Origin of the sequence: Streptomyces sp. G5(2025) (genome assembly GCF_049542075.1) — a bacterium.
Taxonomy (GTDB): Bacteria; Actinomycetota; Actinomycetes; order Streptomycetales; family Streptomycetaceae; genus Streptomyces.
On record NZ_JBMUZT010000006.1, the window covers coordinates 5,392,141 to 5,410,181 of the forward strand.

At 70.9% G+C, this 18,041-nt stretch carries 13 protein-coding genes and 1 pseudogene; 5 read left to right on the top strand and 9 right to left on the bottom strand.

All coding sequences use genetic code 11. The features are described 5' to 3' along the window. The first annotated feature begins 70 nt into the window (after positions 1–70). The gene (locus ACOBQB_RS35440; RefSeq protein WP_423597769.1) at positions 71–952 is read left to right on the top strand and encodes a DUF4231 domain-containing protein; all 882 of its coding nucleotides are present in this window, start codon (positions 71–73) and stop codon (positions 950–952) included. 39 nt (positions 953–991) lie between these two features. Beyond that, on the top strand, positions 992–3,970 hold the full coding sequence (locus ACOBQB_RS35445) for a hypothetical protein (RefSeq protein WP_423597771.1): 2,979 nt from the start codon (positions 992–994) through the stop codon (positions 3,968–3,970). Here ACOBQB_RS35445 and ACOBQB_RS35450 read toward each other — a convergent pair. The 7 genes and pseudogenes from ACOBQB_RS35450 to ACOBQB_RS35480 all read right to left on the bottom strand — a co-directional run bounded on the left by ACOBQB_RS35450 (position 3,943) and on the right by ACOBQB_RS35480 (position 9,422). Beyond that, a complete protein-coding gene (locus ACOBQB_RS35450) occupies positions 3,943–4,419 on the bottom strand; it encodes a transposase (RefSeq protein ID WP_423597773.1) in 477 nt (158 codons plus the stop codon). The two genes, ACOBQB_RS35445 and ACOBQB_RS35450, sit on opposite strands and share 28 nt — an antisense overlap. A gap of 42 nt (positions 4,420–4,461) precedes the next feature. Next, complete coding sequence (locus ACOBQB_RS35455) at positions 4,462–5,601, bottom strand: hypothetical protein (protein WP_423597775.1); 1,140 nt, start codon at positions 5,599–5,601, stop codon at positions 4,462–4,464. Then, complete coding sequence (locus ACOBQB_RS35460; RefSeq protein ID WP_423597777.1) at positions 5,601–6,470, bottom strand: TniB family NTP-binding protein; 870 nt, start codon at positions 6,468–6,470, stop codon at positions 5,601–5,603. Before ACOBQB_RS35460 ends, ACOBQB_RS35455 begins: the two co-directional genes overlap by 1 nt. A 7-nt stretch (positions 6,471–6,477) precedes the next feature. Continuing rightward, positions 6,478–7,893 carry a Mu transposase C-terminal domain-containing protein gene (locus ACOBQB_RS35465; RefSeq protein WP_423597779.1) on the bottom strand — a complete coding sequence of 472 codons (1,416 nt, stop codon included), beginning with the start codon at positions 7,891–7,893 and terminating at the stop codon, positions 6,478–6,480. A gap of 90 nt (positions 7,894–7,983) precedes the next feature. After that, entirely contained in the window at positions 7,984–8,763 is a 780-nt protein-coding gene (locus tag ACOBQB_RS35470; protein ID WP_423599028.1) for a hypothetical protein, read from the bottom strand. A 65-nt stretch (positions 8,764–8,828) separates the two neighbouring features. Next, positions 8,829–9,164, bottom strand: a pseudogene (locus ACOBQB_RS35475) (TnsA-like heteromeric transposase endonuclease subunit); the annotation flags it as partial. Positions 9,165–9,224: 60 nt separating this feature from the next. Further along, complete coding sequence (locus ACOBQB_RS35480; RefSeq protein WP_423597781.1) at positions 9,225–9,422, bottom strand: hypothetical protein; 198 nt, start codon at positions 9,420–9,422, stop codon at positions 9,225–9,227. 201 nt (positions 9,423–9,623) lie between these two features. Between ACOBQB_RS35480 and lon the strand changes: the two genes are divergently transcribed. Continuing rightward, complete coding sequence (gene lon / locus ACOBQB_RS35485) at positions 9,624–12,071, top strand: endopeptidase La (RefSeq protein ID WP_423597783.1); 2,448 nt, start codon at positions 9,624–9,626, stop codon at positions 12,069–12,071. Between the two features lie 54 nt (positions 12,072–12,125). Here the strand turns inward: lon and ACOBQB_RS35490 are convergent, their stop codons facing one another. Further along, complete coding sequence (locus tag ACOBQB_RS35490; RefSeq protein WP_423597785.1) at positions 12,126–12,968, bottom strand: lysozyme; 843 nt, start codon at positions 12,966–12,968, stop codon at positions 12,126–12,128. A gap of 333 nt (positions 12,969–13,301) precedes the next feature. Between ACOBQB_RS35490 and ACOBQB_RS35495 the strand changes: the two genes are divergently transcribed. Next, on the top strand, positions 13,302–13,790 hold the full coding sequence (locus tag ACOBQB_RS35495; RefSeq protein ID WP_423597787.1) for a MarR family winged helix-turn-helix transcriptional regulator: 489 nt from the start codon (positions 13,302–13,304) through the stop codon (positions 13,788–13,790). A gap of 57 nt (positions 13,791–13,847) precedes the next feature. Here ACOBQB_RS35495 and ACOBQB_RS35500 read toward each other — a convergent pair whose 3' ends face one another. Beyond that, entirely contained in the window at positions 13,848–14,693 is an 846-nt protein-coding gene (locus ACOBQB_RS35500) for a hypothetical protein (protein ID WP_423597789.1), read from the bottom strand. A gap of 359 nt (positions 14,694–15,052) precedes the next feature. On the opposite strand from ACOBQB_RS35500, the gene ACOBQB_RS35505 reads away from it, so the two are divergent. Continuing rightward, positions 15,053–18,040 (top strand): nitrate- and nitrite sensing domain-containing protein, encoded by a 2,988-nt coding sequence (locus ACOBQB_RS35505; protein WP_423597791.1) that lies wholly within the window; start codon positions 15,053–15,055, stop codon positions 18,038–18,040. Position 18,041: the final 1 nt, after the last annotated feature.

Here is an 18,041-nt window from a genome sequence, read left to right on the forward strand (position 1 = left end):
GTGGCGCTGGCCCGGCACAGACGTCAACATGCTTACATAGAATACCTGTTGGGCTGCAGAAAGGTGTTCGGTGACCGTTGGCTACAGTGATCTCCCGGCCCTCCTGCGTGCGGCCGACGCCAATTCCCTCGCGGGCCAGCGCAGGTATCTGAGAGCCACCAGGATCCAGCTCACTGCCCTCGTGGCTGCCGCCGTATTCGGTGCGCTGAGCCTCACCACGTCGGGGGTCGACGTGTCCGCTGTGCTCGCGACGGTGGCCTTCGCGACGGCATTGGTCAGCGAGATCTACCAGCTCAAGGAGCGCCCCGACCGGCACTGGTACGGCGGGCGAGCCGTCGCGGAGTCCGTCAAGACCCTCACGTGGCGCTACATGGTGGGCGGCGCGCCGCTGGGCACCGGCGTCATGGAGACTGACAGGGCGACCGAGGTGCTGATGGAGCGTCTCGCGGAGATCCAGGCGGACGTGCAGCCGATCTGGCTGCTGCCCGACCACGGAGCCCCCGACCAAGTGACGGCCGGCATGCGCCGGGCCAGGGAGCTCCCGCTCGACGGCCGTCGCGACCTGTATCTGCGACAGCGCATCGACGACCAGTGGAACTGGTATGCGCGCAAGGCGCGTTGGAACGCCCGGCGTTCCACGCATTGGGCGGTGCTGCTGGCCGTGCTCGAACTCGTCGGGATCTCCGCAGGCATCATGCGGGTGGCCGAGCTGATCACCATCGACGTACTGGGCATCGCGGCCGCACTTGCCGCGGCCGGAGCGGCCTGGGTCCAGACCAAGCAGCATCAGAACCTCGCCACGGCGTACGGCGTGGCGACCCACGAGCTGGCCGCCATCCGGGCGCGGGCCGAGCGGGCGCGCTCGGAGGACACCTGGGCGGCGTTCGTGGCCGACGCGGAGGAGGCCATCTCCCGTGAGCACACGCTATGGCGAGCCTCACACGGTGGGTGAAGCCCACGCACGGTGCACGGTGAGAGTGAAGAGGAGCCCATGCCGGAGCTCGAACTGCCAGCCCCAGCGTCCGTGACCGGGCCACCCGGGAAGACACCGCACCACCGCTCGTACGACGCTTTCCTGTCCTACAGTCGCAAGGCCGACGCGCGCCGCGCTCCCGCGCTCAAGCGGGGATTGCACCGGTTCGCCCGGCAATGGAACCAGTTGCGGGCGCTGCGGGTCTTCTACGACCACAGCAGCCTGGCGGCCGGCAGCGACCTGTGGGAGAGCCTCCAGAGAGTGCTGGGCGTATCCCGGCATTTCGTACTGCTGGCCTCACCGGAGGCCGCGGTGTCCGGCTGGGTGCACGAGGAGGTCGCGTGGTGGCGCGAGCATCGCGCACGCGACACCTTCTACATCGTCCTGACCAGCGGCACCATCGCGTGGGACCAGTCGGCCGGAGACTTCGACTGGGAATCGACCACAGCGCTGCCGCGCACGCTGAGCGGATGGTTTTCCGCCGAGCCGAAGTGGGTCGACCTCCGCTGGGCATGCGAGAGGAAACAGCTGACGTTGCGCGACGCCCGGTTTCGGGACGTTGTCGGCTCCCTCGCCGCACCGATGCACAACAAGAGCAAGGACGAGCTGTACTCCGACGACCTGCGACGGCGTCGGCAGGCAGTCGCCGTGGGTTGGGCCGCAGCGGTCGCTCTGGCCGTTGTGGCGGTCCTCGCGGGCTGGCAGGCGGTCGTCGCCACCCAGCAGCGCGACGAGGCCGAACGTCAACGGAGCCTCGCCACCCGCCGGGCGCTGCTGGCCCAGGCCGACAGCGTACGCAGGTCCGACCCACAGCGGTCCCTGCGCCTGGGTCTTGCGGCTCAGTCCATCAAGCCGACGGCGGCGGGCAGGAAGAGCCTGCTCGACACGCTGAGCAGGACCCGCTATGCGGGCAGCTCGCGCGTCCCCGCGCTCTCGCTCACCAGCGACACCGAACTGAGTCCCGACGGCAACCTGTTGGCCACTGTGGACGGCTCAGGCAGGCTGAAGCTGTGGGACGTCTCCGAGCGCCACAGGACGCGCCCCGTGGCCTCGCTCGCCCATATGCCCGGCAGCCGGGTCGACCTGGCCTTCAGCGACGACGGCCGGGAGTTCGCGGCTGCGGCCGACGACCGTATGGACGATTCCGAGAGACCGCACCTGAGGGCCTGGGACCTCACGGATCCGCGGAAGCCGGTCGAGAAGCCGGCGTTCCCCGGTTCGGTGAAGGCGAATTCCGTCGCCTTCACCCCGGACGGTCGTCTCCTGTCGGGGGATTCCTCCGAGATGCGCGGCCGGATCACCTCCTGGGACATGGACGGTTCGGGACGGCCGCGCGGCCGTCTGCTGTCCAAGGGGACCCCCGTCGAAACGGCGGTGTCCGACGATCCCAGCGGGAGCATCACGGTCAGCCCCGACGGAAAGACCGTGGTGACCGCTTCGAGCATGCTCACGCAGGTGGGAGGCAAGCGGACCCAGCCCGGCATCGTCCTCTGGAACCGTCGCGGCACCCCGCGCCTCCACCCCGTGGCAGGGATCGAGGGCTGGTCGGCCTGCCCGGTCTTCCACCCCAAGAAGCCCCTGTTCGCACTGGGGCAGGGCAGCCAGGTCACGCTGTGGCGGTACGGGCAGGGCAAGGCTCCCCGCCGCGTGGCGACGCTCGACGCCCACCGTGACACGGTGGGCGCCCTCGCATTCAACGACGACGGCACCAAGCTGGCGAGCGGCGGGGAGGATCACGAGGTCGTCCTGTGGGACACTACGGACCCGTCCAACAGCGGCAGCCGCCACTCGACGCTGTACGGACACCGCGGCTGGATCTCAGGGCTCGGATTCCGGAAAGACGGCAAGGAGCTCGTCTCCGCCGACGTGGACGGCGGGGTGCTCCACTGGAGGACCGACGAGCCGGGTCCATCGCGCCTGGCCACCCTCGTCAACGGCGGCCAGGGCACCTCGGCCCTCGCCCTCAGCCCCGACGGACACACGGTGGCCTCCGGGGACACCCCGCAGAACTCCACCATCATCGGCCCCGACGAGAAGCCGCGCATGCTGAGCCTGTGGGACATCACCCGCCCGCGTTCCCCCTCCCACCTGACCACGCTGAACGGCCAGAGCGGATCGGAGGACCTGGCCTTCAGTGGCGACGGCAGACTGCTCGCGAACGGCGGCAAATGGGAGAACGTCGAGCTGTGGAACATCGGCGAACCCCGCCGTCCGCGCCTCTACTCGACTCTGCCCAAGGAGAGCGGTAGCCCGTCCGTCTCCCTCTCCCACGACGGCACTTCCCTGGCCATGGTCACGGACGAGCAGACCGAGATAGAGACCTGGAACGTCACCGTGCGGCCTCCCGTCAAGGAGAAGGCGATGGGCTCCTCCGACAACACCACCGAGGTCGCCTACGTCCCCGGCCGCCGGCTGCTGGCCCTCTCCGACGACGTGTCGGAGGAGGGCTGGGCCGCGGAGAAACTCAAGACACGGCTGCTCACGACGGACGGCCGACGGCTGAGCACCGTGCCAGGGGGCGCGGCCGCGTTCGGAAGGGACGGCGAGCACATGGCCACTGTCACGGGCGAAGGACATCGCGTCTCCCTGTGGAACGTGCGCTCCGCCTCGCACCCCCGTCAGCTCACCCAGCTTCCGCCCACGACGGACCGCGTGAGCCGCCTCGCGATCCACCCGCGGGGGCGGCTCCTCGGGGTGTGGACGCAGGACGGAACGGTGACGCTGTGGGACATCAGCAACGCGGGCCGCCCCACCCGCACCGAATCGGTGGACCACGAAAGCCAGGACGTAGCTGACATGACCTTCACCCCGGACGGCCGCACCCTGGTCACGGGCGGCGGCGACGGCATCACCCTATGGGACCTGGGGAGGCTGCCCACGTTGGTCACCGATCCAGCAGCCGAAGCATGCGAGATCGCGAACGGCGGTCCGACCCGCAAGGAATGGAAGCGTGACGTACCCGGCATGCCCTACCGCGACGGTTGTCGGCCGAAGTAGTCGTCAGGTCCCCGCATCTGCCTCCGCCCAGGCGCGAGGACAACGCCAGGCACCCTCTGGAGCGGGCCGGTGCTCGACGTATTCGATGATCGTGCCGTCCTTCTGTCAGTGGTGGGGCCAGGTGCGGTGGGGAGGGGAGGACGGCCTCGGCCCACTCGCCGACGCCATCTGCCCGCAGGGCAGTCCAGCTCCGCGTCACGGCCCCCAGGCTCAACGCCTAAGTGGTTTGGGGGAAGTCGTTTTGTTGATCCTCGGATTCGGTCTCGTTGCTGGGCCATTGCCTGGTCGACGGCTTCGCCGAGGGAGTCAGTGCTGGTCTGGGTGCGTCGTGGGTAGTCCTCGTGCTTCGCCTGCCGCCAGACCAGCTCGATGTCGTTCAGCTCCGGGCTGTCTGGCGGCAGATAGAACAGCTCGACTCTGATCCTGGTCACCCTCGCCCAGCCCGCCACCAGCAGCTATAACCCAGAGTCAACGGCATTACGGACATAGCCTCACGGACGTCCTCTGAGGGATCGGCGCTGCTTAGCGACCTCTTCGCGCATGAGGTCGTCGGCGCGTGTGCTGTGCCAGACGGTTCCTTCCCACTTCTCGTACTGGGGGTCGGGGTCACGTAGGAGGACCGGCTTGAGGTGGCCGTGGAAGAGGAGTTGGCGGCCCAGTTCCCGCCGCGTCCGGCTGAACCACATTGCGCTCTTTTCGTGCCGGGCGAGGCGGTTCGCTGCGAGGCCGGGGAGGGTGCCGCGCATCCGGCCGGGCGTGTAGGTCGTCAAGGGCTGGCTGGGCGGGCGCCAGGAGTCGGCGAGGGACCAGTGCGCGATGGCGTCGCCCTTGCGGTCGGGTGGGTTGTAGGGGTAGGTGACTCGGTTGCTGATCTCCGCGAAGAAGCGGGCTTGCTCGGCCTTGGTGCCGTCGGCCAGCTGCCGCCAGTGGGGTGAGGCGATCATGGGTGCCAGGGCAACGGCCTCGGGATAGACCGCTGCGAACATCCGCGAGGTGCTGTAGTTGGTGTAGTCCTGCTTCTCCCGGTCGAACGGGATGAGGAGGTCGATGCGGTCGTCCCAGGTGTCCCACGTTCCGCATGGGGTCGGGTAGCCGTCGATGGACCAGATGTGTGCGCAGAGCATCAGGCCGCTGAGCACGGCGTCGTAGGCGGCGGCCCAGCCGTAGCGGCTGAGGATGCGCAGATGTTTGCGCTGGGCGTCGACGACTTCGGGCAGTTGGGTGAGGTCGACGTTGGGGTGATCGATGTCGGGCGGACCGATCCAGGTGCGGTGGCGCAGGCAGACGTAGCGGTGGTGGGGCAGGAGCCGGGTCACTTTGCCGCCGGGGTGCCGGGCGTCGCAGCGGTGGCAGCCGATCTGTGGCTGGTGCCGGAACATCGTCCAGTCGGGCCGTGGTGTGCGCAGTTCGGGCAGGGCTCCGGCGAGGGCGTGGACGGTGCGTCCGGTCAGCGCGGCGAGGCGCTCGGGGACGACGACGCGGCGCATGCCGCCGGACTTCTCGCGTTCGGTGACCTGTGTCCAGAGGGCGTTGATGTCGAGGCCGTGGAGGGTAGCCAGGCGGCTGATGTAGGAGGCGGGGATCTCGTGCTGTGCGGGCGGGACGGGATCGGGCAGTCGGCGGATGTGCATCAGGCCGCGCGCCTTCGCCGGGCGGCGGGCTTGGCGGGGGCGGTGCGCTTCTCGGACTGCTCGGCCGCGTAGTCGACGGGGGCGTCCTTCAGGAGGTCCTCGGTGATGCGCTCGCTCCCGTCCTCGATGGCCAGGACGGCGGCGCCGCGGATGAGCTGGGAGAGGCTGCCGATCATGCCGCCGGTGCGGTGGAAGAGGTACTCGCTCAGCCCGGCCAGCGTGCCGGGGGTGTGGTGGTGCAGCCGGAGCGTGGATTCCAGGGTGCCCACCAGTGCCCGCCAGGCGTCCTGGTCCTCGGCGGTGGCGTGTGCGAAGGGGGCGGCGGGGATGACGATGAAGCGTCCGGCGATCTGCTGTCCCCGGGTGCCGGTGAACAGGCCCTTGGACTCGATGTCGATGCCCGCGTAGGCGAAGGTCGCGGGCAGCCGTTCGGCGAAGTACTTCAGTTGGTCGGAGGCTTCGGCCCCGGAACAGGTGGCGAGGGTCAGGTTGTGGATCTCGTCGACGAGTACCAGGTCGACATGGACGTGGGCGGCCGTCGCGCAGACGGCGTCGACGACGTCGGTGACGTTGGCGCGGGAAGGGAAAGTCAGCCCGAAGAAGCGGGCGAACTCCATGGCGAGCATCTTCGGTGTCGCCGCGGGCGGGGCGGTGACGTAGAGGATCGGGAGCCGGTTGCGGTCGTGGGGATGCCGCTTGCGGACGGCCAGCTCGTGTGCCCGGCCGAGCTGGGTCAGGAAGGTCGTCTTCCCGGTGCCGGAGACGCCGGAGAGGATGACGCCGCGGCGGGCGGAGATCTGGTTGCGGTTGAGTTGGATCAGCAACCGGGAGGTGGTCGTCACCTTGCGGATGACCGGGGTGTTCACCATCGGTAGATCAGCGTGATACTCGCGGCGTCGTTCGTCCTGATGCATCCGTTCCCGCCCGCTCAGCGCGGTCCGTTCGTCGGTTGTCAGCAGCCGGGGCGGGACCGGCTCGTGGTCGACGAAGCGACGCCAGCCCTCCTTGCTGGTCAGCGGGTTGTCCGGCGGGGCCTCCGTGCCCGGGGCGGGCGGGGAGGGCATGTTCATAGCCACCTCTCGGCTTCTGCGTGAGCATCGAAGATCCCGAATTCGACCGCCGCCGCGGGCGGCTGGAGTCCGGTCTCCAATTCTGTGGAGCGTTCGGTCTCAGGTGCCGCGGCGGGCGCGGGGACGGCGCGGGCGGTGCGGGTGCGGGCGGCCACTTTGGCGGACCGGGTGTCCGGGCCGTGCTCGGCGCGGGTGAGCAAGTCGTCCAGGACGCGGGCGACAGCCGTCTCGTTCGTGTCGTCCAGTCCAGTCCAGCCTCGGCCGCCAGACGGCGCGCGTGTTGCCAGGTGAAGTCCGCGAACGGCGCATTCACCAGCGGCCACTGCGTCCAGGGCGCGGTGACCCAGCCGCCCGGTGTGCGAACGAAGACCTGAGACAGGTCGTAGGGGTCGTAGTGCACTTCCCACAGACCGCGTTTGGCGGTGATCCCGGAGTGCTCGCGCCGATGCGGCCCCAGATCAGGGCTGTCGTAGGTGCGGTAACTGATCTGAATGCCGTAGTCGTTGACCGCCCGCCAGGCCGTCGGCAGCAGTTCGAGGTAGTCCTCTCCGCGCAGCACCAACGGCAGATAGCCGCAGGCCGCCACCAGCGAGGTGTATTTGTCGTTCGGCGACATCGCCCTCTTCGGGCGGAAGGGGTCGCGCAGAGCGCTGTGCGGCCTGGCCTGCCACCCGGCCAGCAGCCATTCATCGAGCAGATCCTGGAGCTCAGGGACCGTCCAGACGGCCCGGTCCTCGATCCGTTCGCCGCGGCGGGAGACATCCCGGCCGGTGTAGCCGGCCAGGTGCTGGCTGAACAGTGTGTTGATCGAGGAGAAAGTGGCCTCCACGATCGCCTTGTCGGTCGGCGTGCGCGGACGCGCCCGCTGCACCGAGACGCCGAGCCGTTCGCAGGCCCGCAGGAACGTGTCGGAGATGAACACCTTGCCGCCGTCGATGACGACGGAGTCCGGCACGATCACCGGTTTCGCCGCGGCCTGTTCCATCCGCGCGTCCACGTCCAGCAGCCGTATGTGGGGCATCCGTGAGGCCGCCATCCGCAGCGACGCAGGCCAGCCGGGCCGCATCGGCTCGGGCACCAGCATCCGGGCCAGCAGCAGCGAGGCGTCCACCGCCTTGGTGCCCACCGGCCGCAACACCGCGGCGCAGACCGTGCGGGTCGCGACGTCGACCGCGATCGTCAGATCCGCGCGGGCAGTTAGCCCCGAATCGAGCACCACCATCACATCCAGCGGGGTGGAGTCGATCTGTACTTGTTCCCCCGGCCGGTCCGCGAACGTCGGCGTGAACGGCCCCTGCGGCCGGTTCGCCGTCTACCGCCGGGTGACCGCCGAACTGAACGTATGCCGCCCGGCCGACAACGCGTCGATCAGCCTGTAGAAGGTGTTCTTGCTCGGCAGCGGAACCACCCCCTCGCCGTGGGTGGCCTCCACTCGCTTCACCACCCGGCGGATCAGCCGCGAGCGCGTCCCCGTCGAGCCGGACGTCTCCGCGTCCACAACCTCCCGGATCGCCGCCACCAGACGGGCATCCGCCCGCCCGGTCGGCTCCGACACCCGCACCAGACGCTGATCGACCAGGCCCCACAGCCCCTGCCGGGCATAACGGGCCCGCTTCTCGTTCACTGTGCGCAGGCCCACCCCCAGCTCGACCGCCTTCGCCCTGGCCCGCTCGCTCAACGGGTGCACTGCCGGGTCGTACTCCGGCCGAGGAGACGTGCCCGGCCCGGCGTCGGCGGACAGCCCCATGTTGACTTCGGCAATGTGCCGTTCCCACTCCTTTGCCGCCCTCAGCACCGCCTCCGGAAGCGCCGTCAGCAGCCCGGACGGCTCCAGCGCGGGCAACGGCTCCGTGCCGGTGACGGAGAAGTCCGGCGCCGCCATCAGATGTGCGGCCAGCACCACCGATTCCGCCCCAGACTGCGACCGCAGCCGCACCGCCGTACCGGCGAGCGCCACCACCTGGTGGTCCTCGTCGCTGTAAGTGATCCAGTCACCGGCCACCCCCGCGGACACCGCAGCTTCCGTGTGCAGAGGAACGGACACGTCCACAGCCAGCTCGTGCGACCACAGCAGGTGGAACAGCACCGGCAACGCCGCGATCTCATCCCCACCGAAGCCGCCCCCTCTAGCAGCGGCCGCGGCTCGGCGAACGCCGCCAGCAACTCGGAGGCGACCGGCTCCAACCGGTGCCGGGGATGGCGGTAACCGGCCAGCCAGCGCACATTGCGCACCACAATGGCGTTCGGCGCCCCCACCAGCCGGAACTCCCAACCCACCTGAGCACAGGCCGACCGCGTCGCCTCGAATTTCGCCACGTCCCGAGGCTTGCGGCGATCCGCCGGACGGCAGTCGACCACCACCGCCGCGCCGTCTTCCTGGCGGGCGAAGTAGTCCGGCGCATGCGAGACGGCCTTGCCCGCCTCCGACCGCCAGAACAGCCAGAACGGCTGCGATGAGATCCCCACCACCGACGGGTCAAAGTCCATCAGCATCACGTGATCGCGTTCCAGCCAGGACTCGTACCCGACGTGCCCACCGGCCGTCGCCGACCATCACAGACCGGGCAGGTGGCGCTGTCCCTTGTACGACTTGAACGCGCGCACCGGAGCGACGTCCTCGAACCGTACGGCCCACGCATCCACCAGCGGCAGACGGAACTCTGACCGGTCCCGGTCGGCGTAGGCGACCTCGAACCCCTCGATCGGTGGCCCGGCGGACCCGCCGGACAGCACCTTCAACGCATGCACCACGACCAGCTAACGCTGGCCCCCGATGCAAGGTCACGCTGACCTGTGCGAGATCGCATGCAGGATCAAGCTGACCTTTGCAAGGTCAAGCGTTACAGGACAGCGCTCTCGCTGATCGCTCAGAGCGAACAACGCTTGGGGAACATTCAGGCGCTCATAAGCATTGAGCCGGTATAACTCAACTTGAATGCCGAAAGGGAGATCATGGCTACTGAGTCCGCCTCGTACAGCTCGTACACAACGCTCACTCTGCCTGTGCTGCCGCTCGACGACGAGGTGGTCCTGCCCGGCATGGTGGTCCCCTTCGACCTCTCCGACGCCGAGGTGCGCGCCGCCGTGGAGGCGGCGCAGGCCGCGGCCCGCTCCGAGGGCGACAGCAAGCCCAAGGTGCTGCTTGTTCCGCGCATCGACGGGACGTACGCCGCCACCGGCGTCCTCGGCACCGTCGAGCAGGTCGGGCGGCTCTCCGACGGCGACCCCGGCGCCCTCATCCGGGGCCGGAGCCGCGTGCGCATCGGCGCCGGTACGACCGGGCCCGGCGGCGCGCTGTGGGTCGAGGGCCAGAAGCTCGACGACTCCGTCCCCGAACCCCTCCCCGGCGCCGTCACCGAGCTGGTCAAGGAGTACAAGGCGCTCGCCACCAGCTGGCTGAAGAAGCGCGGTGCCTGGCAGGTCGTCGACCGTGTCACGCAGATCGACGATGTCTCCGCGCTCGCCGACAACTCCGGCTACTCACCCTTCCTCACCGTCCAGCAGAAGATCGAACTCCTGGAGACCGAGGACGCCGTCGCCCGCCTCAAGCTCGCCACCGCCCAGCTGCGCGAGCACCTCGCCGAGCAGGACGTCGCCGAGACGATCGCCAAGGACGTCCAGGAGGGCGTGGACAAGCAACAGCGCGAGTTCCTGCTGCGGCGTCAGCTGGACGCCGTACGCAAGGAGCTGCGCGAGCTCAACGGCGACAGCAAGGACGCAGCCGAGGAGTCCGACGACTACCGCGCCCGTGTCGAGGCCGCCGACCTGCCCGAGAAGGTCCGCGAGGCAGCCCTCAAGGAGGTCGACAAGCTGGAGCGCGCCAGCGACCAGTCGCCCGAGGGCTCGTGGATCAGGACGTGGCTCGATACTGTCCTCGAACTGCCCTGGAACGAGCGCACCGATGACAGTGCTTCCGCGTACGACATCAAGGGCGCCCAGGAGATCCTGGACGCCGAGCACGCCGGGCTCCAGGACGTGAAGGAGCGCATCACCGAGTACCTGGCGGTGCGCAAGCGCCGCGCCGACCGGGGCCTCGGGGTCGTCGGCGGGCGTCGCGGCGGCGCCGTGCTCGCCCTCGTCGGTCCGCCCGGCGTCGGCAAGACCTCGCTCGGCGAGTCCGTCGCGCATGCCATGGGCCGCAAGTTCGTGCGGGTCGCGCTCGGTGGCGTACGGGACGAGGCGGAGATCCGCGGACACCGCCGTACGTACGTCGGCGCGCTGCCCGGCCGGATCGTGCGGGCCATCAAGGAGGCCGGGTCCATGAACCCGGTCGTGCTCCTCGACGAGATCGACAAGGTGGGCTCGGACTTCCGGGGCGACCCGGCCGCCGCACTCCTCGAAGTCCTCGACCCGGCGCAGAACCACACCTTCCGGGACCACTACCTGGAGGTGGAGCTCGACCTGAGCGACGTCGTCTTCCTGGCGACGGCGAACGTCCTCGAAGCCATCCCGGAGGCCCTGCTCGACCGCATGGAACTCGTCCGCCTCGACGGCTACACCGAGGACGAGAAGATCGTCATCGCCCGCGACCACCTGCTCCCGCGCCAGCTGGACCGGGCGGGCCTGGAGCAGGACGAGGTCACACTGGACGAGGGCGCCCTGCGCAAGCTCGCCGGGGAGTACACGCGCGAAGCGGGCGTACGCAACCTGGAGCGCTCGGTGGCGCGGCTGCTGCGCAAGGTCGCGGCCCAGCACGAACTGGGCGAGCGGGAGCTGCCCTTCACCGTCACCGACGCGGATCTGCGCGACCTGATCGGGCGGCCGCACCACGTGCCCGAGTCCGCCCAGGACCCTGCCGAGCGACGCACCGCGGTGCCGGGCGTGGCCACCGGGCTCGCGGTCACCGGGGCGGGCGGCGACGTGCTGTTCGTGGAGGCGTCCCTCGCCGACCCGGAGACCGGGGCCTCGGGGCTCACGCTCACCGGCCAGCTCGGCGACGTGATGAAGGAGTCGGCGCAGATCGCGCTGAGCTTCCTGCGCTCCCACGGAGCCGAACTGGAGCTGCCGGTCGCCGACCTGAAGGACCGGGGCGTGCACATCCACTTCCCGGCGGGTGCGGTGCCGAAGGACGGTCCGAGCGCGGGCGTCACGATGACGACGGCCCTCGCCTCGCTGCTCAGCGGCCGGCTGGTCCGTACCGACGTGGCCATGACCGGTGAGGTCTCGCTGACCGGTCGCGTGCTGCCGATCGGCGGCGTCAAGCAGAAGCTGCTGGCCGCGCACCGCGCCGGTATCACCACGGTGATCATCCCGAAGCGGAACGAGGCGGACCTCGACGACGTCCCGGCCGAGGTCCTGGAGAAGCTCGACGTGCACGCGGTGACCGATGTGCGCCAGGTGCTCGAACTGGCGCTCACCGAGGCCACCGTGGCCGAGCTGAGGATCCCGGCCGCGGTGTAGCGGCTGGGGAACGGCGGCCGTCCCGGTCCTCGGGGCGGGCCGCCGTTCGCGTACTCAGCCGTTGGCGAGTGCCTGGACCCGGTCGTAGGCGCCGTTGAACTTGTTGTGGTCACCGACCGTCGGCCCGGAGGAGGTGTACTGCCACATGGTGTGGAAGCCCCAGCCGGCGGGGAGTTCGCCCGGGGTGGTGTCGTAGCGGGCGATCCACAGCGGGTTGCCGGCGCCGAAGCCGCTGTAGTTGCCGGTGCACTGCTTCCACCAGCTGGTGGCCGTGTAGATCACGGCGTCGCGGCCGGTGCGGGCCTTGTAGGTGTTCAGGAAGTCACGGATCCAGCTGACCATCGCGGACTGCGTCTTGCCGTAGCAGGCCGCCCCGTAGGGGTTCCATTCGATGTCCAGCGCGCCCGGCAGCGTCTTGCCGTCGCGCGACCAGCCGCCGCCGTTGCTCGCGAAGTAGTTGGCCTGGGTGGCCCCGCTGGCGGTGTCGGGGGTCGCGAAGTGGTACGCGCCACGGATCATGCCCACGTTGTACGAACCGTTGTACTGCTGGGCGAAGTACGGGTTCTCGTAGTACGTGCCCTCGGTGGCCTTGACGTAGGCCCACTTCACGCCGCTGTTCCACAGCGTGGACCAGGCGACGTTGCCCTGATGGCTGCTGACGTCGACGCCCTCGGTCTGGGTGGCGCCGCCGCCGGTGGGCAGACCGCCCTGGCCGTCGTGTTCGATGACGCCCTGGCCGAGGCGGGCGGAGCCGCGCGGGGGGACGTCGTCCGCCTGGGCCGCCGTGGGGAGCGTCAGGAGGAGGGAGAGAGCGGACAGGAGCGCGAGGAGGACCGCCGCCGGCGAGAAGCGGGAGCGGCGGGACGGGCCGGGTCTGTGCACGGGCGTCTGTGGCATCTGCGTGCCTCCGAAGGCCTCGATGGTGCTCTGGGGGGACCTTGCGACAGGTTCACGGTGGACGTTCACGGTGGACGTTCGTGGTGGATGTCCAGGGAGGACGTTCGTGGTGGACGTCGGGGAGGACGTCATGGTGTGAACATGCCACTTGAAAAGCTACGCACGTAGACCGCCGCGGGGAAGAGGAACAGAGCGCCGCCGTTGGTCCACTCCAGTGGCGGTGGACCCGGGCGGCACGGTTCCGACCTTGCGAAATACTGGTCAGGCCGCTGGCGCCACGGCCGCGGCGCGGGAGTCTTCCGGCGATAACTTTCAGAATCGGGAAAGCGGGACATGGGTGCTACAGAGCAGGGCGTGAAGGACGGGACGCACGGTGAGGTCGACCCGGGGGTGGACCGCGAGTTCCTCTCCCTGGAACGGGAGTTGTCGCTCCTGATGCGCCGCGCGCGGGCCTCCTCCGGCGAGATGGCCCGCCAGGTCCACCCGGACCTGGAGCCCGCCGCGTACGGCCTGCTCGTCTGCCTGGACGACTCGGGCCCGCAGCGGGCCACCGAGCTCGCCGCGTACATCGGCGTCGGCAAGGCGACGATGAGCCGCCAGCTGCGGGCCATGGAGGAGCTCGGCCTGGTCTCCCGCGAACCCGACCCCGCCGACGGCCGCGCCTGGCTCATCCGGCTCACACCCGACGGCCGTACCCGCTTCCGCACGGTGCGCGCCGCCCGCCGCGCCCGGTACGTGCGCCAACTCCAGGGCTGGGACCGGGCGGAGGTGGCCGAGCTGGCCCGGCTGCTCGGGCGGCTGAACGCCGGCGCCGACGCGTGAGCCGCGGGGCGCCTCAGAGCTCCACGTACACCGCCGACGCGTGAGCCGCCGGACGCCTCAGAGCTCCACGTACACCGCCGCCGCGTCGTCGTGCCGCTTGCCGCGCGGGAAGGCGAGGCGGTCGGGATCGGCGTGCTCCAACTCCCGCACCCGGTCGAGGAGGTGCTGCGGCCCCTCCTTGCGCAGCAGCGCGAAGCACTCCGCCCAGTCGCCCTCGCGGAAGGTCTCGACCCAGCGCGCCGCCCCGTCGGTGAGGGCCGCCACCGCCTTCACGTCCGCCCGCGCCGCCTCGCCGGTGACCGCGCGCAGGGCGGCCGAGGGGTCCGCCGCGGCCGTGAAGAAGCCGTCCTCGGCGTTGCGCAGCGCCTCGACCGCCGCCCCGTAGGCCCGGCCCGCCACCTCCCGCTCGGCCGAGCCGCGCGGCAGGGCGCGCACCTGGTCGCGCAGGGCCTGGACGGCGGGCGGCAGTTCGGCGAGACGGCGGTCGAGGACGGCGGTCACCCCGCCGCCCTCGCCCTCCATGAGGAGGGCCGAGTCGGACAGGACCAGATGTTCGAGGCGCTCGGCGTCCCACCGCATGAGCACCACCGTTGCCTGAGGGGTGCGTGGGTGAGAAAGGTCACAGGTTGAACCATGGGCGTCGGCGGTACGCGTGATGGCGGCCGCAAGGACCTCAGGGAGCGTCATATCCCGCCGCGAAACGGACAGTTCGCCCAGTGCGCCGCCGAGTCGCGCCGTGAACCAGGGGACGGAATGCAGACAGCCCACGGACCCCTCGGGTGGGGTCACGCCGTCCAGGAGGACGAGCGATCCGCCCTGCCCGGAAGCGGGAAGCGCGACCGACGCGTAGTCCTCGTTGGGGCGTGCGGGGTCTCCGGGCTCAGTGGCGAGTTCGATACGCATTCAGCCAGTCTGCACGAGGCCCTCACGAGGGCCGTCGGATACGGGGAGCGGGGCCGGGATTGGCCCGGACCAGCAGGTCACGCGCCGGAATTGGACCGGAATGATCGACTCCGGCGGGCTGTGGCGGCGCATCCTGCCAAAGCCGGTCGGCGACGTCCAACCGGCACACCGCATATGCCCGGAGCTCCACGCGCCGGGACTTGCCCGCCAACTCCCCGCCGATGTTCACTCCTTCGGGTGGCCAGGCATGCGATGCGCGACCGCCACTCACCGGCGCTGGAAGGGTCAGGTGCCGTACCGGGGGCCGCGCTCGTGTTGACGGAACGTCACCCGGGCACATGGGCAGACGAAAAACAGGAATGCGAGCACCGGTGCAGATGATGCGGCCTCGGCGCGAAGGCAAGCAGACGGCCCCGGAAGGGGCCACGCCGGGCGCGACCAATTCGACCGACCGCGCGGCGGGCCCCGAAGGGCCTGACGTGACGGTGCCGGTGACGCCCGCCGGGCAGGCCGCGATGCCCCCGGCCGGGCAGGCCGCCCCCACCGCCCCCTCCGGAGACGTCGCCAAGGCCGCCGCCGCGGTTGCCGCCGGTGTCGATAAGAAGCCCACCGCCCGCGTGCGCAACCGGCTGATCGTCGCCGTGGCGGTCGTGGCCGCCGCCATCGCCGGTGCGGGCGCGCCCGCCCTCCTCGCCGCCTCCGGCCGGCTGAACGACACGCAGAGCCTCGTCACCCTCGCCGAGCAGACCCAGCAGGCCGTCTCCCTCAGCCACTCGCTGGCCGACGAGCGCGACGAGGTCACCTCCTTCATCGCCGCCGGCCGCCCCGAGGGCAAGGGCCTGTCCGAGAGCCGCAGCGCCCGCGTGGACCGGCAGATCGGCGAGCTGCGGGGCGCCGACGCCCCCGCCGGGCTGCGCGACGACCTCGCCGACGTCGCCGCCGTGCGCCGTGCCGCGCTCACCGGCAAGAGCACCGCCCTCGAAGCGCACGAGGCGTACACGAAGGTCATCACCGAACTCCACGGTCTCACCCGCGACCTGGCCGAGCAGCTGCCGCCCGAGGCCAACAAGGGCGCCCTCGCCCTCGCCGACCTCGACCACGCCGTCGAGCAGGCCGCCGCCGCCCGCGGCCTGCTCCTCGCCGCCCTCGCCGTACGGCCCTCTTCGTCCGCGTCCACCACCGTCGACCCGGCCACCGGTCTGCCGACCACCGCCACGGGCGAGTCGCCGGCCGACGGCAAGCGCCGCGACGGACTGAGCGCCGCCGCCCAGCAGGCCCACTTCCGCGAGCAGGCCGCCCTCGCCGACTTCCGCGACGCCGCCGACGACCCCGCCCGGGGCACGTACGAGTCGACCGTCACCGGCCCCGAGGTCACCACCGCCGAGAAGTACCTCGCCCGGCTCACCGACCAGCCCACGCTCTCCACCGCCGAGCAGGGCCTCGACCCCAAGAAGGTCGACGCCGCGCTCTCCGCCCGCATCGAGATGATGCGCGGCGCCGAGTCCGCGCTCGGCGTCGAGCGCACCAAGCACCTCGCCCAGCTGCGCGACGACGACGTCACGGCGCTGGAGATCCGCGTCGCGCTCGTCGGCGTCTGCCTGCTCGCCGCGGTCGGCGTCTCCATGGCGATGGCGCGCTCGCTGACCCGTCCGCTGGCCGTCCTGCGCCTCGGCTCCGCCCGCCTCGCCACCGAGCCGGCGCCGCAGGAGCCGATCCGCTTCACCGGCCGCGACGACGAGTTCGCCCAGGTCGTCCGCTCCGTCAACGCCCTGCACGGCCACGCCGCCGCCCTCACCGAGCGCCTGACCACCCTCGAAGCGGACCGCAAGCACCTCATCGGCAAGCGCCAGGCCATGGCCGACGAGCGCGAGGCCCTGCGCGCCGAACTGGCCGAGGCCTCGGCGCACCTGGACCGCGTACGCCAGTCCATCCACGGCACCTTCGTCAACCTCGCCCTGCGCACCCTCGGCCTGGTCGAGCGCCAGCTCGCCGTCATCGAGAACCTGGAAGACCGCGAGCAGGACCCCGAGCGCCTCGCCACGCTCTTCAAGCTCGACCACTTCGCCACGGTCATGCGCCGTCACAGCGAGAACCTCCTGGTCCTCGCGGGCGCCGAGCACGGCCACCAGCACCCCGGCCCCGTCCCGCTCGTCGACGTCGTACGCGCCGCCGTCTCCGAGATCGAGCGGTACGAGCGGGTGCGCATCGCCACGCTGCCGCCGCACGCGCACGTCGCGGGTTTCGCCGCGGACGACATCAGCCACCTCATGGCCGAACTCCTGGAGAACGCCACCTCGTTCTCGCCGCCGGACGCCTCCGTCGAGGTCTGCGGGTGGCTCCTGGAGAGCGGCGAGGTCATGCTCTCCGTCCAGGACGAGGGCATCGGTGTCACCAAGGACCGCATGGACGAGCTGAACGCGCGCCTCGCGGACTTCGACCCCGACGCGGCGTACGACCAGGAGAGCGGGGACGGCCTCGGCCTCGGCCTGTACGTCGTCGCCCGGCTCGCGGCGCGGCACGGCGCGCGGGTGCGGCTGCGGGAGCAGAAGCAGGGCGGCGTCGCGGCGGTCGTGGTGCTGCCCAAGCCGATCCTGGCGCAGGCGCTCTCGGCGACCGCGGTGGTCCCGCCGCCGCGGAACGGCGAGCCGTTGACGCACCTGCCCGGCTCGGAGGCCGAGGCCAACTCGAACGTCCTGCCGGGCCGCTCGATCAGCACCCCCGGCGAGGACCCGCTGATCGCAGCGGCCGAACGGACCCTGGAGTCGGCCCTGCCGGAGCTCCCGGTCGAGCCGGAGCCTGCCAAGGAGTCGGCGGCCGAGCACGAAGCCGAGCCGGAGTCCGAGCCCCGGAGCAAGGTCGAGCCCGAGTCCCAGGCCGGGCCCGAGCCCGAGGCCGAACCCGTGCCGTCGGCCTCGCCCTCGCCGTCGCCGTCGCCCTCGGCGGAGACGACCATGGAACTCATGGCCCCCGCGGTCCCGGAAACCGGCCCGGAGGCCACCCCCGACCAGGAGCCCGAGCCCGCACCCGAAGACCCCGCACCCGAAGCCCCCGCCCCCGCGCAGCCCAAGTGGGAGCGCGTCACCGACAAGGGGCTGCCCAAGCGCACGCCGAAGATCACGGCACCCGCGAGCGCCGCGCCCAAGCCGCGCGGTCCCGTGGACGCCGACGCACTCCGACGCCGCCTCGGCGGCTTCCACCAGGGCGCGCAGAGCGGCCGACGGGACGTGGAGGCCGAGCTCGCCGCGGGGGCGGACCCGACGGAGCCGGGGGACCAGTCGGAACGTAACAAAAAGACCGCAAAAGCCGCAGACGTAATGGGGGACTCAGTCGAGGAGGCAAGCAGTTGAC